The following is a 22,118-nucleotide window of genomic DNA, read 5'->3' on the forward strand; positions in this document are numbered from 1 at the left end:
CCGCACCCGATACTGCCGGCCGGGCCGCCGACATGCCACTGGAGTGGCTGCTGCTGTCAGTCGCTGCGGAACGTTACCTTGCCGTCAACCACTGCGGCCCGACCGGTGACGTGGAAGGAGGTGCCGAAATCGTCCTTCGACCCGTCGAAACGGCTATACGTCACGTTGATGCGTCCCGACCAGCCGGCAACAGCGAGCTCACTGCCACGCATCTCGAATTCGAGCTCCGGATACGTCTCGATCGTCCACTGGACGGTCTGCGAGGGCCCAAACACAACCCACGAAAAGGGGCAACCTTCCGGTGACGGGTCGGTGCTCGCAGCGCACTCGTCAAGGTACGCCTTCACCTGACTTTCGACCTCGCTGCGCGCTGACTCACTGACGGTCGGCCGCAGTCGTGCCTCGCGCGGCTCCAGCAGGCCAACCTCCATGGCCACCGGCTCCGCCTCGAAGAGCAGGTCATCAGCCAGTCGCACCTCATGGACGCCGGGGAAGACGCGGGCCCTCGCGTACCTGTCGCGGGCCGGCACCGCCTGCCCGTTGATGAGCACCCGCGCATCGTCGTGCCAGACCGGCACGGTCAGCTCATTGACTCCGCCATAGATCTGCCAGCCATGGAGAACACCCAGCTCCTTCCGTTCCTGCCGGTGTAGATACAGCATTTCCCGATAGGTACGGTCACCAACCCGGTACGAAACACTGGCCGACCGCCAGTCGGCACGGTCGGCCCCGGCCGGAGCGCCCGCCAGCTCGATCTCGTTCAGCTCCTGGATCGAGGTGACCTCCGCCGCCGACGGCGGCTGGTACGACGCGTTCAGGGGGATCAACGGCAGCTCCCCAGGATCGTTCGGGTCTTCCCTCGACGGTTCCTCCAGGAGGGAACGCGCGGCGGCGAAGTCCCGCTCGGAGAGGGCGGAGAAGTACTCCTCGACCACGCGCTCGGGGGTGTAGAAGACGCTTTGGACCACGTAGAGCCCGGTAATACCGGTCAACAGCACTGCCAGACCGAGGCCGGTGAGCCGGTACACCCAGCGATTAGGGTTACGAACCTTGGCGAACGCGGTAGGCGACGGCAGCGGGGCTGCCGGGTCGGTGCCGGGTTCCGGTGCCGTAGCCGGGTCAACGGCGGGCACCGGCGACCGCTGCCCCAGCCGCTGTCCGCAAGCGGGGCAGTAGCGCGCGTCCACCGCGGTGGAATGGTGGCAGGTGGAGCACTCCTGCGTCTGTTCAGCAGCCGGAAGGCCACATCGCACGCACCCCTGCTGGCCCGGAAGGAGCACGGTCCGGCACTTCGCACAGGCTTGAATCGTCGTCATCGCTGCCTCTCCGCGATCGGCTCAGTCACGGGAGGAGTGAGCTGGAAACGACCACCGGAAGCGGACGTGCCGGCGAGTCCCGGTCGGGCAGCGGATAGTCGATGCCAGGCGCCTCGGCGCGCTCCAAACGCAGCTCGTTCGGGGGATGGCTGGCACAGACAGCGAGTTCCCACCCGTTGCGGGCTCCGTCGAAACCTCCCCGGCGCCGGCTCAACACCTGCCGCAGCCCGACATGGTGCCCCGCCCAGATCGCGCCCTGGTCGGCGAGGTATTCGGCGGCGCGGGTCCCCGCTGCCTGCATCGGCAGGACGAAGTACCGGACGGTCAGCAACAACGGCCAGGTGCTGAGCGCCAGGACGAGGGAGAAGATCGGGTGCCGGAAGCTTTGCCGCAGCCACGTGACCAACGCGTAGGCGAGATAGAGCGGCAGGCCGAGCCCGCGCACGAAGAGGCCGGACACCGGGTCGGCGTTGCGCCAGTGCGTCAGCTCGTGACACAGCACCGCAGCGATCGGCTCGGGCGCGTAGTCAAACTCGTCGAGCAATCCGCGGCTGATCACCACGTGTCGAGTCCCGCTGACCGCGTGCGGATCGTGGCTGTCGTCAATGAGAAGCTTCGGGTGCGCGTCAAGCTGCAGCCGCATCGCGCAGTCCGCGAGGATCGGCTGGAGTAGTTCCCGTTCTCGGCGGCTTGGTTCGCGGTAGCCGGCAGCCCGGAACCGCCATCCCTCGGCAACGATTCCATAGCTGGTGTAGAGCAGGCTGAGGAGAATCGCGACGATGGTCTGGGCGACGAAGTAGCCGACGGCGTAGCCTGGCTCGGTGGTGACCAGAGACCACGGTACGAACAAGCCGCCGAAGAACCCGGCCAGGCAGCCGAGCAGCACGCCGACCAGAAGGCCGAGCACGCCGCCCACCTGAAGCACGGCACCGCTGAGTAGCGAACCGAGCAGGGGAACCTCGGCGAGGAAATCGGGGCCGAATTCATTGCCACTGGTGAACCCACCGAGGTAGCCAGCTATCCCGCCGTAGACGATCCCCAAACCGCCGGCGAAGACGGCGAGCGGCAGGTTGAACCAGGCGGCGATGAACGCGCCGAGGGCACCACGGCGGTTCCGAAACGCGCCGGTCACCAGCCAGGAGACGAAAGTCGGATAGCCAGGAGGACGGGCGAAGAGCCGTTGCCCCCGGGCCGGCTGGACATCGTGCGGCGGGACAGAGATCGGCTGCGCCGGTCGCTGGCCAGGCACCTCCGCTCCGATTGGCTGCGGCAACGGAGTGCCGCACTCGCACTCACCCTTTACCGAATCAATGTGATTGCCGCAGTTCGCGCACTGCACCGTCGACTCCCATGATCCTCGTCCTGAATCCGAACGGATTCTTGCACGGACGGCGGACGGGCGATGCCCCGCCCGTCCGGAAATGGCGAGGAGCGTAATCGAATCGGTGTCCCTTTTCACCACCCTGCACTACTTCACCCGCTATGCGACCGACCCCTTTCGAGGACCGCTCTTTCGTAGCGGCACTTTGGTCGTACCCGGCGGGCACGATCTGGTGCATGACCGACTCTGTGACACACCGTCAGCACGCCATCGACTATGTCGAGTTCGCCGTCACCGACCTCGCGGAGGCGAAACGGTTTTACGGCGAGGCCTTCGGCTGGCAGTTCACCGACTACGGGCCAGAATACGCCGGCATCCGCAGCCCGCACGGCGAGTCCGCACCCGAGGTGGGTGGACTTCGGCGGGACACCCAGGTGCAGGCGGGCGGCCCACTGGTCGTACTCTTCTCCACCGCACTGGAGGAGTCGGTCCAGGCAGTGACCGGGGCCGGCGGCACCGTGGTAAACGGTCCATACGACTTCCCGGGCGGGCGTCGGTTCCACTTCACCGACCCGAGCGGCAACGAGCTGGCCGTCTGGACCGAGGCGTAGCAACCGCAGCAGGGCGGGGTGCTGCCCAACTAGGGGCGGCACCCCGTCAGCGATTTGGTGGCTCGGCGACGAAGACGCCGCGCCCGGCGCTTCGGATTGCCTCAGCGGAGACGGCGGGTCGGTCGATGTTGGTGGGCGAGGCGGATGAGGGTGGCACCGGTGAGGACCAACAGGGCGGCGGCGGCAAGGCTGATGGGCAGGCTGGCGCCGGTGGTGGGCAGGTCCGGTGGCGGGGTGGTGGCGTCCGGTGGTGGTGGGGTGGAGGCCGGTGGTGGTGGGGTGGAGGCCGGTGGTGGTGCGACTAGGGCCATGCTGTGGGAGGCACCGGCGGTGGTGGCGGTGACGGTGGTGCCCGCCGGCAGACTGACCTCGACCGGCGTACTACTGTCCGTGGTCGTCCCGTCCCCCAACTCGCCGTCGTTGTTATCGCCCCAGCCAAGGGCGGTGCCGGCGGAGGTGACGGCCAGGCTGTGGAACCTGCCGGCGGCGATGGCGGTGATGGTGGTGACGGTGGTGCCCGCCGGCAGACTGACCTCGACCGGCGTACTACTGTCCGTGGTCGTCCCGTCCCCCAACTGGCCCCGGACGTTGTCGCCCCAGGCAAGGGCGGTGCCGGCAGACGTCACCGCCAGACTATGGCCTCGTCCGCCGCCGACGGCGGTGACGGTGGTGCCCGCCGGCAGACTGACCTCGACCGGCGTACTACTGTCCGTGGTCGTCCCGTCCCCCAACTGGCCATCGGCGTTCAGGCCCCAGGTAAGGACGGTGCCGGCGGAGGTGACGGCCAGGCTGTGGAGACTGCCGGCGGCAATGGCGGTGACGGTGGTGCCCGCCGGCAGACTGACCTCGACCGGCGTACTACTGTCCGTGGTCGTCCCGTCCCCCAACTGGCCATCGGAGTTCAGGCCCCAGGCGAGGACGGCGCCGGCAGACGTCAACGCCAGGCCATGAGCGATGCCACCGGCGATGGCGGTGACCGTGGTGCCCGCCGGCAGGCTGATGGGGACCGGTGTGCTGCTGCGGGTGGTAGTCCCGTCGCCCAACTCACCCCGGTCATTGTCGCCCCAGGCAAGGGCGGTGCCGGCGGACGTCACCGCGAAGCTGTGGTCGTCACCGGCGGCGATGGCGGTGACCGTGGTGCCCACCGGCAGACTGACGTCGACGGGCGTGATGCTGTCCGTGGTGGTCTCATCACCAAGCTGGCCAAAGCGGTTGTCGCCCCAGGCGAGGGCGGTGCCGGCAGAGGTGACCGCCAGACTGTGGTCGTGGCCGGCGGCGATGGCGGTGATGGTGGTGCCCGCCGGCAGACTGACCTCGACCGGCGTACTGCTGTCCGTGGTGGTTCCGTCGCCCAACTCGCCGTCGTTGTTATCGCCCCAGGCGAGGATGGTGTCCGACGCGTCAGGTGTTGCTGCTAGTCCGTGCTGCGCGATCGCAGGCGACACACCGACCGCCAGTGGAAGTGTCACAGCCAGGACGAGGCAGAACCATCCGGTGCCGGCTCGGGCCACCTCGCGCGCTCGAACGCTACGACTTGCCCGCTGACGGATCCCCTGCATCGCCCCTGACCTCCGAGCAGACAACTAGGACAGATGCCCTTTTTACCCCGCTCCCCCAGCTCTTCTTAGCATGAAACGCCCCAAAGGCCAGTAATCCAAGGTTGCCGGCTGGCGCCCCCTTAAGGAGTTGATCGAGGCACTCGATACTTCGGCGCCCAACCCAGTGCCAGCTATGGGGAGCCCGTCGTCCGCAGGTAGCAGGGCGGCCGGCGGATCACACGGGCGACACCTCAGCCAGCCACAGCCGAGGGCTCGACCCGGTGGAGATCCGCGACTTCCTGCACCGGGTCGCCAACGAGTTGACCACCGCGCAGACCGCTCTGGTCGCGGTGCGGGAGGAGAATGTGCGAATCAAGAACGCCCTGCGGGAGTGGCAGGGCGCCCAGTCGGCTCGCCACCACAACCGATGCCCGCCGCTGGGTGATCCACCTCCCGGTCACCGCTGCCGACCTGATGCGAGCCCGAATCCTGGCCCGGACCGCCGCCCGGGTGCTGATTCGGTTCAGCACCCGGGTCGAACCGGGCGGGGTAACCGTCTCCGCCGAGGACCAGCAGGATGTGCGCCACTGGGTCTTCTACGACCGGCTGCTGCCGGAGGGACGTGGCCGGTGCGTACTCGCGGTGGACCACACCTCCCGCTGCCGGCCACGCCCGCCCCGGTAACGACGCTGCCCGGCCGGTAAGCCCGGCCGGGCAGCGTGTGACGATCAATAGGACCGCGTTCAGATCAGGTGGTGGTGCCGAGTTCCTCTCCAAGGTCACCGAGGAGCTCGGCGAAGTCGGTGGTCTCGGCGGCCGGCGGCGTCTCGATGGTCACCGGCTCGTTGTAGTCGGTGTAGTCGATCGTCATCACGCCCATCTCGCCCATGGTCACGCGGGCCCGGCGCGGCCAGTACTGCTCGTCGATCCACAGCTCGGTCTTGATCTCAGTGACGCCGTACTTGGCTGCCTGGCCCGCGACGTTCCCCAGGTCGCCGGAATCGAGCTCGGTCTGCTCCTTCAGCAGGGCGAGGTGCTCCTCCGTGGTAACGGTGACGCTGTAGTGGACCGTGGGCACCCCGTCCACTGTCTCCTCGCCGACAACGGTGACTCCCTCAAGCCCCAGCAAGGTCTTGACCTGCTGGACCGGGTCGGCGTCCCGCATCTGTTCGTCGATGCCCATCTCCGCGGCGGCAGAGAAGTCCATCTTCATCCAGCGCTTACCGTCGGCGAGTTCGTGTTCTGCCTCGGGAATCTCCACGTACGCCACGGAATCGATCATGCGGACGGTGGTGACTTCTCCCTCCATCTCCATGACCATCTCGACACTCACGGAGTCACGCAGATCCATCGCGATCTGCATCTCGAAGTCCTCGGGGCCCGAGCCCACCATCGTCGCCCGTACGGTCTCGACCTCGCCGGTCCGGTCCGCCGCCTCCTGGAGGGAACCCTGGAGGTCGTTGGCGAGCAGCTCCAGCACGCTCGACTGCTGTGCCGCTTCCTGCGAGGCCGTGCTGGGCCCGCAGCCGGTCACCGCGACCGCCGAGGCGGTCGCAGCCGCCAGGACGGCGATGTTCTTCCAACGTGACACGTGAAGCCACTCCCCCGAGAGGATGAAATTGTCGACAGGTCACGCTATCCCAGTCGACGGAACTCCGCATCGCCCTTTCGGGCATGCCAGGCAGGCAAACCGACCATCGCTGAGGAAGCGCCCCTGGTGGGAAATCAGGTGCGCAGGCCGACAAGGGCGACAGAGAGGAGCCGCTCCGCCCGGGCAGGGCTATCCGCAGCCAGAGCGATACCGATCGCCAGTTGCAGGATGTCCTCGACCTCAACGTCCGCACGCACGGTGCCAGCCTCCCGGGCTCGCGCGACCAGGCGCCCCCCCGCCGTACGCAGCTTCGTGGCGCAGTCCGGGTCGGAGCCCGACGGCGCCTTCATGACTGTTTCGGCCAGGCCCCGATCCGTCAGGCAGTGCTGGAGGAACGCCTCCAACCATGCCGCCAACGCGTCGCCCGGCGGCCGGATCTGGGCCAGCTCCCGGGCGCGCACGCACAAGGTCTCGATCCGGGACGTGAAGACCTCGAGCAGAAGTGACTCCCGGGTCGGGAAATGTCGGTACAGGGTGCCGGCTCCGACGCCGGCCTGTTGCGCGATCTCGTTGAGGGAGGCGGCGGGGCCCTGCTCGGCGATGACGGCGGTGGCCGCCGCCACCAGCCGGTCCCGGTTGCGCTGTGCGTCGACCCGCATCCTTCACTCCCTCCGGGACCAATCAACAAGCGGAGAATCTCTCCGGATGTTACGTTACCCCTATGCGGAGAACCTCTCCAGATTATCCCGGGCGATATCCACCAAGGGGCACCGACACGAACAACAGGCACCGGGGCTCGGTCGAGTCGGAGCGGGCGTCGCCAACCTCGCCATCCGAGACCCGATCGCGATGACTGCGGCCCACCGCGCGCTGGACGACGCCTTCGCGGGACGGTTCGTGCCGGGACTCCCGACTCCATCGGGACCGAGATGGCGGAAAGGATCGAAAGCTACATGAACGCCGAACCACCGACGACGACGGATGCGGACAGCACAGTCCTCGCCTTCCCCCACCGAATTGGAGTCACCATCGACTGCCCTGATCCGGACTCAGCAGCGGCCTTCTGGGAACGGTTTCTCGGCTACCAGCGGCGCCCACACTCCGAAGGGAGCGCCTACGTCACGGTCGAGTGCCCAGAAAGCGTGGCGGGGCCACCACACCTGACGTTCCAACGGGTTCCCGAGCCCCGGACCGGCAAGGTGCGGACCCACCTCGACCTCTTCGTCGACCACGCACGACCGCTGACGCGACAGATGGTGGCCGCCGGCGCCAGCCAGGTCAGCGTGACCGACGCCGGCGAGTGGACGACCCGTGTCCTGACCGATCCGGCGGGCAACGAGTTCTGCGTCATCGGCCCGGATTGACCGACACCAGGCACAGGCCCTGGGCTCCGCCTAGCCCGGCAGCTCGGGGCCCCCATCAAGCAGCGGGGCGAGCAGGTCGCCCTGCTCGGCGACGCGGATCAGCACCTCGGCCGCCGGGTAGGGCTTGACCGCCGGGCGTTTGCCGGCCGCCCCGGCCGTAACTTCGGCCCAGGTCAACGGGGTGGACACCGCCGGCACCGACTGGGCACGCAGCGAGTACGGCGCCACCGTCGTCTTCGCCGCGTTGTTCTGGCTCCAGTCAATGAAAACCTTTCCCGCCCGCAGCTTTCGTGCCATCTTGGACACGATCAGCTTCGGGTGGGCCCGCTCCAACTCCTGGGCGATCCGTCGGGCATAGCCGGAGACCGCGTCGGCGGGTTGGGTACCGGCGATCGGGCAACAGAGCTGCATGCCCTTCTTCCCCGAGGTTTTCGGATACGACTCGATCCCGTCGTCGGCGAGCCGATCGCGCAGCAGCAGGGCGACCTGACAGCACTGCCGGAGCTCGGCCGGCGCACCGGGGTCGAGATCGACCACCATCAGGTCCGGATGTGCCCCGACCTGCCACTGTGGCGTGTGCAGTTCGAGGGCGGCGAGGTTGGCCAGCCAGACCAGGGTCGGCAGTTCGTCGGCGACCACGTAGTCGATCGTCTCCCGGCCCTTCGCCGAGCCGGGGACCGGCAACGTCTCGGTGTGAACCCAGCTTGGTGTCGCCGCCGGGGCGTTTTTCTCGAAGAAGGAGCTGCCGTCAACGCCGTTCGGAAACCGGATCCGGGTCAACGCCCGGCCGGCGAGGTGCGGCAGGAGCACCGGGGCGACCCGGGTGTAGTAATCGATCACCTCACCCTTGGTAAATCCGGTCGCTGGGTACAGCACCTTGTCCAGATTCGACAACTCCAGCGTGCGGCCAGCCACTTCGACCCGAAGCCGGTCAGGCATCGTCAACCTCCTCGGCGAGTTTGTCCGGGCGCAACCGCAACACCCGGGGGAAGCGCAGGCGTCCATCCGGGGTGAGCTGGCCGTACTTCACCTCCACCACGATCCGGGGCGCGACCCAGACCACGGCCCGGGTGTCCGCGCGGGGAAGCTCACCGGCGAAGGGGGAACCATCGGTGCGCAACGGCTCCAGCTCGCGCAGCAGCTCCCGCTCCAACGCCGCGCCGATGCCACCGCCGACCCGCCCCCGGAAGGTGAGGCGGCCGTCCGGCCGTGGCACGCCGACCAGTAGCCCGCCGAGCCGGCGGGCGCCCGGCCGCCAGCCACCCACCACGAAGTCGCCGGTCGTCTCCAACTTGACCTTGACCCAGTCCGGTGAGCGCGTACCCGGCCGGTAGACCGAACCGACCCGTTTGGCCATCACCCCCTCCAAGCCATGCTCCCCCGCCGCCTGGAAGGTCGCCGGGCCGTCCGAGAAGGCGGGCGGAACCGCCCATCGGGGCCCGGCCAGCCCTAACTCGTCGAGCACGGCTCGCCGCCGCTGCCACGGGTAGCCGGTCAGGTCGACGCCGTCGAGGCGCAACAGGTCGAAGACCAGGTAGGTGACGGGCAGGGATGCCGCGAGCCGTGCGGCCCTGGTCCGGTCCCGGACGTGCATTCGCTCGGCGAGCGCCGTGAACGAAGGCTGCCCGGTCGCGCCGAAGAGCACCACCTCGCCGTCGAGGAGGGCGTCATCCACCTGCGCGGCGAGGCCGGCCAGTTCCGGGTAGGCGACGGTGACCTCGACGCCGGAGCGGGCGTACACCCGCTGCTGGCCGTCGCCGATGTTGGCCAGCGCGCGGATTCCGTCCCATTTGAACTCATAGGCCCAGCCCGGTCCCACCGGCAGCTCCCCGGTGGTCGCGAGCATCGGCTTGGACGGCACGCCGGGCACGAACCGACCTTAGTCGAATGCGGAACTGCTCGCGCCCGGTTCCATCGGATGAGAACATGGTCGATACCGGCGAAAGGAGCGCAGCGTGCGGGCAATTTGGAAAGGAGCCGTGTCGTTCGGGCTCGTCTCGATCGGGGTGAAGCTGTATTCAGCAACCGAGGAGAAGGACATTCGGTTCCACCAGGTGCACCGGGATGACGGAGGCCGAATCCGCTACAAGCGCACCTGCCAGGTCTGTGGCGAAGAGGTCAGCTACGACGACATCGCCAAGGGATACGACCTCGGCGGCGGCGAGTTGGTCATCCTCACCGACGACGACTTCGCCGACCTGCCACTGAGCACCTCACGGGCGATCGACGTGCTGGAGTTCGTCCCCGCCGAACAGGTCGACCCGATCCTCTACAACAAGGCGTACTTTCTCGAGCCGGAGGGCACCGCCACCAAGCCGTACGTGCTGCTGCGCAACGCGCTCACCGACTCCGAACGGGTGGCCATCGTGAAGGTGGCGATCCGGCAACGCGAGCAGCTCGCGACGCTCCGGGTCCACCAGGGCGTCCTGCTGCTCAACACGATGCTCTGGCCGGACGAGATCCGGACGCCGGAGTTCGGCTTTCTCGACGAGGACCTGAAGGTCCGCCCTCCGGAGCTCGCGATGGCCAGCTCCCTGATCGACTCGATGGCGGGTGACTTCCAGCCCGATGCCTTCACCGACGACTACCGGACCGCGCTGAAGGAGGTCATCGACGCGAAGGTGGAGGGCCGCGAGGTCGTCCAGCCGGAGGAGGTCGAAGAGGCTCCGGCAGCGGCGGTGGACCTGATGGCGGCGCTGAAGGCATCGGTGGAGCGGGCCCAGGCGGCACGCGGTGAGAAACCCGCCGGCCCCGGCGCGGGCGAACCGACCCCCATCTCGGCGGCGCGTTCCGCCCAACGAAAGGCCGCCGAGGAGCAGGCCCCACCGAAGAAGGCCACCGGCAAGAAAAGCGAAAAGACAACCCCGGCGAAGAAGACAGCTGAAAAGGAGAAGACCGAGGAGAAGAAGGCCGGCAAGAAGACTCCCGGGAAGAAAACGGCGACCAAGACGACCGCCAAGAAGGATGCGGGACAGCGGGCGGAGCCGGCCAAGAAGGCCACGGCCCGCAAGGGTGCTCGCAAGACCGCCTGAGCGGCGAGACGGCCACCACCGGCGATACCGGCTTCCACCGGACAAGGGGACGTCCGGCACCTGCACCGCGGGGGCCCCGGCGGGTACCGTGTTCGTCGGCCTTCCCCCGGCACGCGGTGCCGGCCACCATCTTCGAACAGGGAGTCGACGCCGTGAGCGAGCGGACGCAGAACCGGGCACAGAAGTCGGAGCGGCGGTTGGCCGCGCAGCTCGCCGAGCAGAAGGCGGCCGAGGCGAAGCGCCGCCGACGACAGGCCTGGGCCGGCGGCCTCGCCGGGGTCGCCGTGGCCGCCCTCCTGGTCACCGTGTTCGTGCTGGTCGGCCCGGCCGGTGAAGAGGAGAGCAACCCGACCGCGGCCCCGTCGACGGGTGCTCCGTCAGCGGATGCCCCCGACCCGGCTGCCGGCGGCACCGAGCTGCCAAACGGGGCCGACCCCGCGCTGAACACCCCACCGACCGTGGAGGCGGGCGAGGGCGAGCTGACCGAGCTCGTCGTCACCCCGCTGATCGAGGGCACCGGGCCCGCGGTGGAGAGCGGTCAGACGATCACCGTCAACTACGTCGGCATCCTCTACAACGAGGGCGAGGAGTTCGACTCGTCCTGGTCGCGCGGGCAGCCGGCGAGCTTCCCGATCGGGGTCGGCGGAGTGATCCCCGGCTGGGACCAGGGCCTGGTCGGCGTGACCATCGGCAGCCGGGTGCAGCTGGACATCCCCGCAGAACTGGCGTATGGCACGGAACCGGAAGGTGGCCGTCCAGCCGGTCCGCTGCGCTTCGTCGTGGATGTCCTCGGCGCGCAGTAACCCGCCGCCTGCCCCGCCCCGCCACCGGTGCGGTTGGCCACAGTGGGCTTCCACACCGTTACCGAACGGCAGTAGGTTCGTCGAACCGGGGACAGCTAACCCCAAGAGGCCGGTACGGACGCGGAGGTGCGCATGACAGACGACGCGGGGCGGACAGCCCGGTTGATGTGGACCCACTTCGAGCCGGTGCACGCGGTGACATACTTCCACCCCCGGGCCCGCGCGGCGTACGAGGCGACCGGGCTACGCGGCTACTGGCGGGGCTACTTCGCCGGCCGGTCCGCGCCGCTCGGCGCCGCCACCGCGGCACCGGTGACCACGGCGTTCTACCACTTCGCCCCGCACATGGTGCAGCGCGCGCTGCCCGCGGTCTGGCAACTGGCGTCCCCGGAGGAGGCCCTGCGCGCCCGACTCACCGGCGCGGTCCAGGCCCTCGCCGAGCTCACCTACGAGCTGCCCGAGTCCCACCTCACGGAGACCGCCGACCTGATGGAGGCCGCCGCGGCCGAAACCAGGACGGCGGGCCGGGTGCTGGGGGCCGCGAACGCGGCACTGCCGCGCGGCGAGTACCCGCTCGCCCGGCTCTGGCAGGCGGCGACGGTCCTGCGGGAGCACCGTGGGGACGGGCACATCGCCGCGCTCGTCGCGGCCGACCTCGACCCGGTGGAGACGCTCGCCTGGCGGGTCGCGGTGGGAATGCCCGTGGTCACCCTGCTCGGCCGGGGCTGGACCGAGCAGGAGTGGGCGGCGGCCAAGAGTCGGCTCCACGACCGGGGGTGGCTGACCGCCGACGGCGAGCCGACCGAGCGGGGCCGGGCCGGATTCGACACCGTCGAGGCGGCCACCGACACGGCCGCGGTCCGCCCGTGGCAGGCGCTCGGTCCGGAGCGCAGCGCCCGACTCCAGGAACTGCTCGACCCGGTGGTCCGGGCCGGGCACACCATCATCCCGCCGGACAACCCGATCGGCCTGCCGTCCCTGGGTTGACCGGCGCCGCTGACCCGGTCCGGCAGGATGAGGTCATGACAGCTGCGGTGATCTTCGACCTGGATGGCGTGATCGTCGACTCCGAGCCGGTCTGGGAGGAGGTCCGGCGGGCGTACGTTTCGGCGCACGGCGGCACCTGGCAGGCCGACTCGCAACGCCGGCTGATGGGCATGAGCACCGGCGAGTGGTCCCGCTACCTCAGCGGCGAACTCGGCGTCGACCGGACGGCCGAGCAGGTCGCCACCGAGGTGGTCACGGAGATGTCCCGGCGATACGCGCACCGCGTACCGCTGATCGACGGTGCCGTCGCCGCCGTGCGGCGGACGGCTGGGCGGTGGCCGCTGGGCCTGGCCAGTTCCTCCCCCACCCAGCTGATCCGGACGGCGCTGGACGCGACCGGGCTCAGTGACACCTTCGGCGCGACGCTGTCGACCGAGGAGACCCGGCATGGCAAGCCGGCGCCGGATGTCTACCTGGCGGTTGCGGAACGGCTCGGTGTCGACCCGGCCCACTGCGTCGCGGTCGAGGACTCCGCCAACGGCGTCCGGTCCGCGGCTGCCGCGGGGATGGCCGTGGTGGCGATACCACACGGGGCGTACCCGCTGGAACCGGAGGCCGAACGGCTCGCCGCGGTGGTGCTCTCCTCGATCGGCGAGCTGACGCCGGAGGTCGTGGCGACGGTCCACGGCGGTATGGCCGAGCGACGGCCGGGTACGGCAGACCAACAGGGCAGCTGAGGAGATGACATGAAGGCGATGGAGACGAGCATGAAGATGGTGGAGACGGCATGAAGGCGATCGTGTACGAGCGCACCGGCGACCCCACGGTGCTGCGGCCGGTTGACCGGCCGGTGCCCGAGCCGGGGGCCGGCGAGGTGCTGGTCCGGATGGCGGTCGCGGGGGTGAACCCGACGGACTGGAAGGCACGACGAGACGGCCAACTGCCGGCGGGCTGGCAGACGCCCGGCCAGGATGGCGCGGGGGTGGTCGAGGCGGTCGGCGAGGGGGTCGACCGGTCCCTCGTCGGCGAACGCGTCTGGGTGTGGGAGGCCGCCTGGCAGCGCCCCTGGGGAACAACCGCCGAGTACACGCTGGTCCCAGCCGGGCAGGCCGTCCGCCTCGGGGCCGCCTCCTTCGACCTCGGCGCGTGCCTGGGCATTCCGTTCCTGACCGCGCACCGATGCCTGACCGCTGGTGAGTACCTGCCGGACGCACTGCACGCTGGGGCGCTCGCTGGTCACACCGTGCTGGTACAGGGTGGAGCGGGCGCGGTGGGTAATGCGGCGATTCAGCTCGCGCGCTGGGCGGACGCCTGCGTGGTCACCACGGTGAGCAGCGCAGAGAAGGGGAAGCTCGCGGCGGCAGCCGGGGCCGACCTGGTGGTCAACTACCGGGAACAGGACGTGGTGGCGGAGGTCCGCAAGATCGCGCCAGCGGGGGTCCACGCGATCGTTGAGGTCTCCACGCGGAACAGTGAGATCGATGTCCAGCTGCTCCGGACCGGCGGCGCGGTGTGTGTGTACGCCGACGATGGCGGCGGTGAGGTGACCCTGCCGGTCCGGCCCCTCATGGCCTTGAACGCCCGCTGGCAGTTCGTCCTGGTCTACACCGCGCCGAAGGCCGCGAAGGCGCAGGCGGTCGTGGATGTGGCGGCGGCGGTGGAGCAGGGTGGCGTCCGGGTGGGCGAGGAGGCGGGGCTGCCGCTGCACCACTACCCGTTGACGGCGGCCGACGCGGCGCACCAGGCAGTGGAGGAGGGGGCGGTCGGCAAGGTGTTGATCAACACCGCGAGCGACCGGTGAACTCCGATCGAGCCGGGCGATCCTCCCCCGGTATCAAGTTCTCAGGTATCGAGGACAGAGGCGAATCTTCCTCGCGAGAATGACGGTGCGGGTCGCCCCGCGTTGAACGGGCGGCCCCGGCGCGGTGCGAACGCCGGGGCCGCCCCCCTTGGCCACAACAGCGGCAACCCTCCCGTGCACCGGTCCGAACCGGCCGGCCGGGTGTGGGGGCGGCTAGTGCCGCAACCCGATGTTGCGACGGGAGCTGTAGCGGCTCATTGATTGGGTGTGCTGGGTGGCGGGGTGCTCGCGGAGCGGCAGGCCCGGTCGTGCCCTTCGACGGTGATGGCGAGCCCGTCGATCAGTCGTCTCGTAGGGAGTCGGCGCCACGGTGGCACTGCTGGGACAGGATCCGCAAGGCGTCAGCGGAGCCCGAGTCGTTGGGCGTATAGACCTCAAGGCGATGGTCCGGGCTGTCCGGCTGCAACCAGACCTGGTAGTCGACACTCAGGCCACCCACCGTCGTGTGCTGTATGTGCATGGTTCCCGTGGTGCAGTCCGCGACATCCCGATCCGCCCACAGCGCCGAGAAATCGTCGCTGCGCATGGTGAGTTCACCGATCAGCCCCGCCAGGCGCGCATCGGTGGGATAGCGGCCCGCGGTGAGCCGGAGGTACGCGACATGCGCGCGGGCGAGCGTGTGCCAGTTGCCGTACCGGTCGCGCATGACCGGATCGAGGAAGAACATACGAGGCATCGACGGGCGACGTTCCGACTCGTCCGGTGCCTCGAAGGCGATGTGCTCGGCGAGAAGCGCGTGCCCGCTGCGGTTCCACGCCAGCACGTCCCCACGGCGCCCCAGGACAATCGCCGGCGTGGCCTCGCCGAGAGACTCCAGGAGCGCGAGGACACGCTCGTGGGGTTCCTCCGCCGGGGGTTCGGCGAGCCGTGGCGTGGCCGAGTGCCGAGCGAGATTGTGCAGGTGCGCCGTCTCGGTCGAGTCGAGCAGCAACGCCCGGGCGAGCGCGTCGAGTACCTGCTCCGACGCCGTCTCGGCCTGCCCCTGTTCCAGCCGCGTGTAGTAGCCCGCGCTCACTCCGGCGAGCTGGGCGAGCTCCTCCCGTCGCAGCCCGGGAACGCGGCGCCCCGTGCCATAGGTGCGCAGCCCGATCACTTCCGGGGTGACCCGGTCACGGCGACTCTTCAAGAACGTTCCGAGGCTCCCCACGTCGGCCAGCGTAAGCCGATCGTGAGTGCCACTGGGTATACCTGCCAGGTGTACCCACAGCAGGGGGGTGGCTGTCGACAGGCGATTGCCGACGATCGAGGCATGTCGGAAGAGCGCACACACAACTCACCCGGCCTGCGCGCGTGGCTGGGACTGCTGGTCGTACTCGGGCCGGTCCTGCTGGTTTCCATGGACGGGTCGATCCTGTTCCTGGCGATGCCGCGAGTCAGTCAGGACCTCACCCCCACCGCTGATCAGGCCCTGTGGATCCTGGACATCTACGGCTTCGCGGTCGGCTCGCTGCTGATCGCGTTCGGCAACCTCGGGGACCGGTACGGTCGGCTGAAGTTGCTGATGATCGGGGCGACCGTCTTCGGCCTGGCCTCCGCGGCATCCGCCTTCGCGCCCAACGCGGAACTTCTCGTCGCGTCCCGCGCCCTGATGGGTGTGGCCGGCGCGACTCTCCTGCCGTCGGCCCTGGCTGTGCTGAGCGAGCTGTTCAGCGACCCCAAGCGGCGCGCGCAGGCCATCGGTATCTTCGCCGCGGCCTTCGCGGCAGGGTTCGCCATCGGCCCCGTCGCGGGTGGCGTCCTGTTGGAACGCTTCTGGTGGGGCTCGGTCTTCCTGATCAACCTGCCCGTCATCGCCCTGTTCCTCGTCTTCGCGCCCATCCTGCTGCGTGAAGTGAGTACGACCCGACCCGGCCGCATTGACGGCCTCAGCCTCGTGGCCTCGGCGGCCGGCCTTCTGGGTGCCGTGTACGCCCTCAAGCACGCGGCCGCCGAAGGATTCTCCACGCTCTCCGTCGTCGTGGGACTGGGCGGCCTCGTGCTCTTGGCCTTGTTCGTGCGTCGGCAGCGGCACCTCGAGTACCCGTTGATGGACTTCTCCCTCTTCCGGGACCGGGTCTTCACCGTCGCGATCATCACCGGCCTGCTGCCGCTGGCGGCCTGGTCGGCGGCCGCCTACCTGTCGGGTGTCTACCTCCAGTCCGTCCTGGACCTTCCTGTCCTGCAGGCAGCCCTCCTGGCACTGCCCGGCGCGGTGGTCCTCATCGTCACCTGCGTCGTCACACCCACGGTGGTCGACCGCATCGGTAAGCGGACGGTCCTGATCATCTGTCACTTCTCCATCGCGACCGGACTGCTGTTCCTGCTGCCCACCACCATCACCGACGGGGTCGGCTGGTACATCGCGTCCACGTCCATCGCGGGTCTTGGCTACGGCATCTCCTTCAGCGTCGTCGCCGACACCGCGGTCGGCGCGGTGCCCGCCGAACGAGCCGGGTCAGCCGGGGCCATCGCCGAGACCAGCAACGAGATCGGCAACGCCCTCGGTATCGCGCTCATCGGCTCCCTCGCCGCGCTGCTCTTCCGGCTACAAGGGCCTGATCTCGCTCCCACGCTCGACGAGACCCTGCACCTGCCCGGTCTCACGTCCGCGGTGATCACGGACGCGAAGTCGGCCTTCGTCACCGGCCTGCACGCGGCGGTAGCGGTGACCAGCCTCCTGCACGTCGCACTCGGCGTCCTGGCACTTCGCTGGCTGCCCAAGGCCGCGACTGAGCAGCCGGCCTCGGACTCCCTGTCCGAGGAGAAGGCCGATCGCGTGGAGAGCACGCCTCGTTGACGACACCGGCTCCGGCGTCACCCGACGGGGACGGCTCACCCCGACGCCGTCCACTAGGAAGAGGTCAACTCCTGGACGGCGAGATCCCCCTCGGCGTACCGGGACCGGACCGCCTTCTTGTCGAACTTACCCACGCTGGTCTTCGGCACAGCGTCGATGACCGCCCAACGCTCGGGGAGCTGCCAGCGGGCCACCGACTCGGCGAGGAAGCCCCGCAGCTCCGCAACCCCGGCCTTCGCCCCCTCCCGGAACACCACGGTCGCCAACGGCCGCTCGCCCCACCGCCGGTCCGGGACCCCTACCACGCAGGCCTCGACCACATCCGGGTGGGCCATCAGCGCGTTCTCCAGCTCCACCGAGGAGATCCACTCACCGCCGGACTTGATGACGTCCTTCGCCCGGTCGGTCAACGTCAGGTAGCCATCCGGGGAGAGGGTGCCGACATCACCCGTACGCAGCCAGCCATCCCGGAACGTCTCCTCGTCCGGGGCCTCGTCGCCGACGTACCGCCCGGTCACCCACGGCCCGCGGACCTCCAGCTCCCCCACGGACGTGCCGTCGGCGGGCAGCCGCTTGCCCTGCGGGCCAACGATCCGGGCCTCGACCCCGGCCGGGACCCGCCCCTGGGTGTAGCGGTACTGCCACGCCTTGGCCTCGTCAACGCCGGCCGGCGGGCGGGCCACCGAACCGAGCGGAGAGGTTTCGGTCATGCCCCAGGCGTGAATGATCCGGATGTCGTGCCGCTCCTCAAAGGCGTGCATCAGCGCCGGCGGGCACGCCGACCCACCCACGATCACCTCTCCCAGGGAGCTGGTGTCAACCTCGTGACTGTCCAGGTGGGCGAGCAGATCGGTCCAGATGGTGGGGACGGCACCGGCGATGGTCGGCCGCTCCGCGGCGATCATCTCGGCGATCGGGGGCGCCTGGAGAAACCGGTCCGGCAGGAGCAGCGACGCGCCGCAGAGGAACGCCGCGTAGGGCAGCCCCCAGGACATCGCGTGGAACATCGGCACGATGCCCAGGACCCGGTCCTGCGGCCCGAGGCTGAACGACTCCGGTAGGCATACCTGGAGCGAGTGCAGGTAGATCGAGCGGTGTGAGTAGGCCACCCCCCTGGGGTTGCCGGTGGTCCCGGAGGTGTAGCAGAGCGCGGCGGCGGAGCGCTCGTCCACGTCCGGCCAGTCGTAGGTGTCCGGCCTGCCGGCCAGCAGGGCATCCCAGTGATGCACGGAGATCCGGTCGCCGGCCGCCGCGACCAGCGGGGCGGGGTCACCACCGCCGACCACCACCACGTGCCGGACGGTGGTCATGTCGCCGATGACCTTCGCCAGCAGCGGGATCAGGGTCGTGTCGACGAGCACCACCCGGTCCTGCGCGTGGTTGGCGATGTAGGCGATCTGGTCCGGGAGGAGGCGGATGTTGAGCGTGTGCAGCACCGCGCCCATGCTCGGCACCGCGAAGTAGGCCACCAGGTGCTCGGTGTTGTTCCACAGGAAGGTGGCGACGCGCTCGTCCCCGGTCACACCGCACTCGTCTCGCAGCGCGTGCGCCAGCTGGGCGGCCGAGCGCGCCACGTCGGCGTAGCTCATCCGACGCGGCTCGGCACCGGTCCAGGTGACCACCGTGGCCGCGCTGTGCACGGTGGCGCCGTGGTCAAGAATCCGGGAGACCTGGAGGGGGGCATCCATCATCGTGCTCCGCATGAGCAACAAAGTAGTGTCGCCGATCACATCTGGGAACCCCGGATCTCCATCTCGCCTCGGCGGCGGTGCGTAAATTAGCCGGGGTGAGCATTTCCTGGGCAGATTCCTACGTCGGACAGCTCCGTGCCCTCGCTGGTGACCGGACGCTGATGTTCGTCGGTGCGCGCGCGGTGGTGCGGGACAGCGCGAGCCGGATCCTGCTGATCCAACGCGCCGACAACGGGCACTGGGCCATGCCGGCGGGGGCGATGGAGCTGGGTGAGTCGATCGCCGACTGCGCGGTACGGGAGGTTCGGGAGGAGACCGGGCTGCGCGCCCTGCGGGTCAGTGCCTTCGCCCTCTACACCGGGCCGGATCGCACCCACACCAACATGTACGGGCACACGTACCAGATCTTCACCACCGCGTTCCGGGTGGAGGAGTGGGAGGGGGACCTCACCCGGATCACCGATGAGACCACCGATGCCGCCTTCTTCGACCGTGGCCAACTGCCCAGCCCGCTGTCGGCCAGCGTCCCGGAGACTCTTGCCGACCTGGATGTCTTCGAGCAGACGAACCGCCTGATCCTCAAATAGCCCGCCGCCGCTCCCGCACCGCCAGGTTTGGCCCGGCGGACCGGCGGGGACCCGGAGGGACATGGCAGGAGCAGCAGCGGAACAGCACCGACTGGCCGCCGTGGTGGAGAGCTGGCTGGGACGCCCCGTCCTGGTCGTCGGGGACGCGATGCTCGACGAGTGGCGATTCGCCGACTCGGATCGACTCTGCCGGGAGGCGCCAGCCCCGATCCTCACCCTGCGCCGACGGATCTCCGCTGCGGGCGGTGCGGCGAACACCGCCGTCAACATCGCCGCGCTCGGTGGACGGGCCGCGCTGGTCGCGCCGATCGGCGCGGACGTGGCCGGCGACGAGGTGCACGACTGCCTGGACCGGGCCGGCGTGTGGGACCGCACGGTCAGCCAACCGAGCCGCCCGACCCCGGTCAAACGGCGGATGCTCGCCGGCAGCCAGATCCTGCTGCGGGAGGACTCCGGTGGTCCCGTGGAGCCCCTGGACGACGCGGGAGTGGCGCGACTGCTCGACGCCCTGGCCTGCGCGACCACGGAGCTGTGCGCGGCAGGCGGTGCGGCGCCGACCCTGGTGGTCTGCGACTACGCGCTGGGGGCCCTGCCCGCGCCGGTGCGGGCGTGGCTGGTGGCAAACCGAGAGCGGTACGCCACGGTCGCGTTGGATGCGCATGACCTCGCCGACTGGCGTGGGCTCGCCCCGACCGTGGTCACGCCGAGCTTCGCCGAGGCGAGCCGACTCCTCGCCCACACCGCGGCCCGGCCCGGGGGCGGGGGCCTGCACCTGAACCACCCGGACCGCGCCCGCTCCGACGGCCCCTCCGAGCTGACCGTGGGTGTCGCACCCGGCGATGGTCGACCCGCCGACGGGGAGATCGAACCGGGAGCGCGCGGGGACGCCGTGGGACCAGACCGGGCGATACTCGCCGAGTCCCGCCTGGCGGAACTGCGGCAACACACCGGGGCGGACGTCGTGGCGGTGACGCTGGACACCGAGGGCGCGGTCGTCGCCGGCCCGGACGGCGAGCCCAGCCGCAGCCACAGCAACCCGATGCCGGCCAGCCACACGGTCGGGGCCGGAGACGCGTACCTGGCGGCGATGACCCTCGCCCTGGCCGCCGACGCCCCCCTACCGACCGCCGCGCAGCTCGCCCAGCTCGCGGCCACCATCACCGTCTCCGACACCGGCACCTGTGTCTGCCGGCGGGAGGACCTGCTCACCGCGCTCGACCGTGCCGAGGGCGGCGACCAGCCGACCCTCGTCAGCGCCGAGGAGCTGGCGACGATCGCCGGGGCACACCGCCGCGCGGGCCGCTCGGTCGTCTTCACCAACGGCTGCTTCGATGTCCTGCATCCCGGGCACGTCCGCTACCTGGAGCAGGCCCGTGCCCTCGGCGACCTGCTCGTGGTGGCGGTCAACGCCGACGGTAGTGTCCGCCGGCTCAAGGGCGCCGACCGGCCGGTCAACCCGGTCGAGGACCGGGTGGCCCTGCTGGCGGCGCTGACCCACGTTGACCATGTGGTGGTCTTTGAGGAGGACTCGCCCGCCCGGCTCATCGAGGCCATCCGGCCGGACATCTACGTCAAGGGCGGGGACTATCCGCCGGAGCTGGTGCCGGAGGCACCCCTGGTACGGCGGCTCGGCGGCCAGGTCCGCACCCTCGGCTACGTGCCGGACCGCTCCACCTCGGCGATCATCGACCGGATCCGCGCGTACGGCGGTGGCGCACCGGTGGCGGGGCAGGCGTGAGCCGACCCCTCGAACACGGCACCTCCGACGAGTTCCGCGCCGAGCGACACCTCGACGTGCTGGTCCCCACCCGGAACCGCCCCGCCGAACTGGCGGTCACCCTCTCCGGGCTCGCCGCCCAGGAAGGCGTGCCCGACTTCGGGGTGGTGGTCAGCGACCAGTCCGACCACGCCCCCGCGTACGCGCACCCGGCCGTGGCCGCGATGGTCCGGGTCCTGCGCCACCGGGGACACCCGGTCCTGCTGACCCGCCGGCTGCCCCGGCGGGGGATGGCCGAGCACCGGGCAGCGCTGCTCGCCGCCTCGACCGCCCGCTACGTGCTCTGCCTCGACGACGACGTGTGGTTGGCGCCGGGAGCCCTGCACCGGCTGGTCACCGCGATTGCGGAGCTGGGCTGCGGATTCGTCGGCAACGCCGTACACGGCCTGTCGTACCGGCAGGACATCCGCCCGGAGACGCACCGGCACTACGAGGAGTGGGACGGGCCGCCGGTGCCGGAGCGGATCCGCCCGGGCACCCCGCAGTGGGAGCGCGCACTGCTGCACCCGGCCGCGAACCTGCTCCACGTCACCGAGCGGCTGCGCCTGCCGCCGGGCTCCTGGCGGGCGTACAAGGTGTCCTGGATCGGTGGTTGCGTGCTGTACGACCGGGAAAAGCTGGTTGACGCGGGTGGCTTCGACTTCTGGCGACGGGTGCCGGAGCGGCACCAGGGGGAGGATGTCGCCGCTCAGCTCGCCGTGTTGGAGCGCCACGGCGGCGCCGGCGTCCTGCCCAGCGGAGCATTCCACCTGGAGTCACCGACCACCGTCACCGAACGTGAGGTTGAGGCGTGGGAGGTGCTCCTCGAACAGGCGTGACCGGTGGGCGGTAGACCACGGTCTTGCCCGCACCTCGGGGGCGGA

Annotated in this window: 21 protein-coding genes and 1 pseudogene; 13 read left to right on the top strand and 9 right to left on the bottom strand. The window is 69.9% G+C overall.

The window, feature by feature from the left end; translation table 11 throughout:
- Positions 1 to 56: 56 nt before the first annotated feature.
- Both SALPAC4_RS0105700 and SALPAC4_RS0105705 read right to left on the bottom strand, forming a co-directional pair.
- A complete protein-coding gene (locus SALPAC4_RS0105700) occupies positions 57 to 1,316 on the bottom strand; it encodes a zinc ribbon domain-containing protein (protein WP_027644381.1) in 1,260 nt (419 codons plus the stop codon).
- Positions 1,317 to 1,341: 25 nt separating this feature from the next.
- Complete coding sequence (locus SALPAC4_RS0105705; protein ID WP_027644380.1) at positions 1,342 to 2,655, bottom strand: M48 family metalloprotease; 1,314 nt, start codon at positions 2,653 to 2,655, stop codon at positions 1,342 to 1,344.
- A gap of 218 nt (positions 2,656 to 2,873) precedes the next feature.
- Between SALPAC4_RS0105705 and SALPAC4_RS0105710 the strand changes: the two genes are divergently transcribed.
- Positions 2,874 to 3,248 (top strand): VOC family protein, encoded by a 375-nt coding sequence (locus SALPAC4_RS0105710; protein WP_019869489.1) that lies wholly within the window; start codon positions 2,874 to 2,876, stop codon positions 3,246 to 3,248.
- A 101-nt stretch (positions 3,249 to 3,349) separates the two neighbouring features.
- Here SALPAC4_RS0105710 and SALPAC4_RS0105715 read toward each other — a convergent pair whose 3' ends face one another.
- Complete coding sequence (locus tag SALPAC4_RS0105715; RefSeq protein ID WP_050564968.1) at positions 3,350 to 4,807, bottom strand: RCC1 domain-containing protein; 1,458 nt, start codon at positions 4,805 to 4,807, stop codon at positions 3,350 to 3,352.
- A gap of 453 nt (positions 4,808 to 5,260) precedes the next feature.
- Between SALPAC4_RS0105715 and SALPAC4_RS0105725 the strand changes: the two genes are divergently transcribed.
- Positions 5,261 to 5,470 (top strand): hypothetical protein, encoded by a 210-nt coding sequence (locus SALPAC4_RS0105725; protein WP_050565015.1) that lies wholly within the window; start codon positions 5,261 to 5,263, stop codon positions 5,468 to 5,470.
- 64 nt (positions 5,471 to 5,534) lie between these two features.
- On the opposite strand, the gene SALPAC4_RS0105730 is transcribed toward SALPAC4_RS0105725, so the two are convergent.
- Both SALPAC4_RS0105730 and SALPAC4_RS0105735 read right to left on the bottom strand, forming a co-directional pair.
- Positions 5,535 to 6,377 (bottom strand): LolA-like protein, encoded by an 843-nt coding sequence (locus SALPAC4_RS0105730; protein ID WP_019869492.1) that lies wholly within the window; start codon positions 6,375 to 6,377, stop codon positions 5,535 to 5,537.
- 134 nt (positions 6,378 to 6,511) lie between these two features.
- The gene (locus SALPAC4_RS0105735; protein WP_019869493.1) at positions 6,512 to 7,036 is read right to left on the bottom strand and encodes a TetR/AcrR family transcriptional regulator; all 525 of its coding nucleotides are present in this window, start codon (positions 7,034 to 7,036) and stop codon (positions 6,512 to 6,514) included.
- Between the two features lie 62 nt (positions 7,037 to 7,098).
- Between SALPAC4_RS0105735 and SALPAC4_RS29090 the strand changes: the two are divergent.
- A pseudogene (locus tag SALPAC4_RS29090) lies at positions 7,099 to 7,286 on the top strand (TIGR03620 family F420-dependent LLM class oxidoreductase); the annotation flags it as partial.
- A 44-nt stretch (positions 7,287 to 7,330) separates the two neighbouring features.
- Entirely contained in the window at positions 7,331 to 7,741 is a 411-nt protein-coding gene (locus tag SALPAC4_RS0105740) for a VOC family protein (protein ID WP_019869494.1), read from the top strand.
- A gap of 30 nt (positions 7,742 to 7,771) precedes the next feature.
- Here the strand turns inward: SALPAC4_RS0105740 and ligD (SALPAC4_RS0105745) are convergent, their stop codons facing one another.
- Positions 7,772 to 8,680, bottom strand: a complete 909-nt coding sequence (gene ligD, locus SALPAC4_RS0105745) for a non-homologous end-joining DNA ligase (RefSeq protein WP_019869495.1) — start codon at positions 8,678 to 8,680, stop codon at positions 7,772 to 7,774.
- Positions 8,673 to 9,611 (bottom strand): non-homologous end-joining DNA ligase, encoded by a 939-nt coding sequence (gene ligD / locus SALPAC4_RS0105750; protein WP_019869496.1) that lies wholly within the window; start codon positions 9,609 to 9,611, stop codon positions 8,673 to 8,675. The genes ligD (SALPAC4_RS0105745) and ligD (SALPAC4_RS0105750) overlap by 8 nt, the downstream gene beginning before the upstream one ends.
- An 85-nt stretch (positions 9,612 to 9,696) precedes the next feature.
- On the opposite strand from ligD (SALPAC4_RS0105750), the gene ku reads away from it, so the two are divergent.
- From ku to SALPAC4_RS0105775, 5 genes are all read left to right on the top strand, one after another.
- On the top strand, positions 9,697 to 10,773 hold the full coding sequence (gene ku / locus SALPAC4_RS0105755; RefSeq protein ID WP_027644378.1) for a non-homologous end joining protein Ku: 1,077 nt from the start codon (positions 9,697 to 9,699) through the stop codon (positions 10,771 to 10,773).
- Positions 10,774 to 10,889: 116 nt separating this feature from the next.
- Positions 10,890 to 11,576, top strand: coding sequence for an FKBP-type peptidyl-prolyl cis-trans isomerase (locus tag SALPAC4_RS0105760; RefSeq protein WP_019869498.1), 687 nt, complete (start codon positions 10,890 to 10,892; stop codon positions 11,574 to 11,576).
- A gap of 132 nt (positions 11,577 to 11,708) precedes the next feature.
- Entirely contained in the window at positions 11,709 to 12,563 is an 855-nt protein-coding gene (locus tag SALPAC4_RS0105765; RefSeq protein ID WP_029127491.1) for an SCO6745 family protein, read from the top strand.
- Positions 12,564 to 12,598: 35 nt separating this feature from the next.
- Positions 12,599 to 13,300: an HAD family hydrolase gene (locus SALPAC4_RS0105770; protein ID WP_027644376.1), complete on the top strand. Its 702-nt coding sequence runs from the start codon at positions 12,599 to 12,601 to the stop codon at positions 13,298 to 13,300.
- Between the two features lie 50 nt (positions 13,301 to 13,350).
- The gene (locus tag SALPAC4_RS0105775; protein WP_019869501.1) at positions 13,351 to 14,364 is read left to right on the top strand and encodes an NADPH:quinone reductase; all 1,014 of its coding nucleotides are present in this window, start codon (positions 13,351 to 13,353) and stop codon (positions 14,362 to 14,364) included.
- A 340-nt stretch (positions 14,365 to 14,704) separates the two neighbouring features.
- Here the strand turns inward: SALPAC4_RS0105775 and SALPAC4_RS0105780 are convergent, their stop codons facing one another.
- Positions 14,705 to 15,571: a helix-turn-helix domain-containing protein gene (locus SALPAC4_RS0105780; RefSeq protein WP_019869502.1), complete on the bottom strand. Its 867-nt coding sequence runs from the start codon at positions 15,569 to 15,571 to the stop codon at positions 14,705 to 14,707.
- 102 nt (positions 15,572 to 15,673) lie between these two features.
- Here SALPAC4_RS0105780 and SALPAC4_RS0105785 point away from each other — a divergent pair, with 102 nt between their 5' ends.
- Positions 15,674 to 17,200 carry an MFS transporter gene (locus SALPAC4_RS0105785; RefSeq protein WP_019869503.1) on the top strand — a complete coding sequence of 509 codons (1,527 nt, stop codon included), beginning with the start codon at positions 15,674 to 15,676 and terminating at the stop codon, positions 17,198 to 17,200.
- 53 nt (positions 17,201 to 17,253) lie between these two features.
- On the opposite strand, the gene SALPAC4_RS0105790 is transcribed toward SALPAC4_RS0105785, so the two are convergent.
- Entirely contained in the window at positions 17,254 to 18,903 is a 1,650-nt protein-coding gene (locus SALPAC4_RS0105790; protein ID WP_019869504.1) for a fatty acid--CoA ligase, read from the bottom strand.
- A gap of 83 nt (positions 18,904 to 18,986) precedes the next feature.
- On the opposite strand from SALPAC4_RS0105790, the gene SALPAC4_RS0105795 reads away from it, so the two are divergent.
- From SALPAC4_RS0105795 to SALPAC4_RS0105805, 3 genes are all read left to right on the top strand, one after another.
- Positions 18,987 to 19,478 carry an NUDIX domain-containing protein gene (locus tag SALPAC4_RS0105795; protein ID WP_018729068.1) on the top strand — a complete coding sequence of 164 codons (492 nt, stop codon included), beginning with the start codon at positions 18,987 to 18,989 and terminating at the stop codon, positions 19,476 to 19,478.
- A 61-nt stretch (positions 19,479 to 19,539) separates the two neighbouring features.
- Positions 19,540 to 21,216: a D-glycero-beta-D-manno-heptose 1-phosphate adenylyltransferase gene (rfaE2, locus tag SALPAC4_RS0105800; protein ID WP_019869505.1), complete on the top strand. Its 1,677-nt coding sequence runs from the start codon at positions 19,540 to 19,542 to the stop codon at positions 21,214 to 21,216.
- On the top strand, positions 21,213 to 22,073 hold the full coding sequence (locus SALPAC4_RS0105805; protein ID WP_019869506.1) for a glycosyltransferase family A protein: 861 nt from the start codon (positions 21,213 to 21,215) through the stop codon (positions 22,071 to 22,073). The genes rfaE2 and SALPAC4_RS0105805 overlap by 4 nt, the downstream gene beginning before the upstream one ends.
- The last annotated feature ends 45 nt before the right edge of the window (positions 22,074 to 22,118 follow it).

Origin of the sequence: Salinispora oceanensis, from assembly GCF_000383575.1 — a bacterium.
Lineage (GTDB): Bacteria > Actinomycetota > Actinomycetes > Mycobacteriales > Micromonosporaceae > Micromonospora > Micromonospora oceanensis.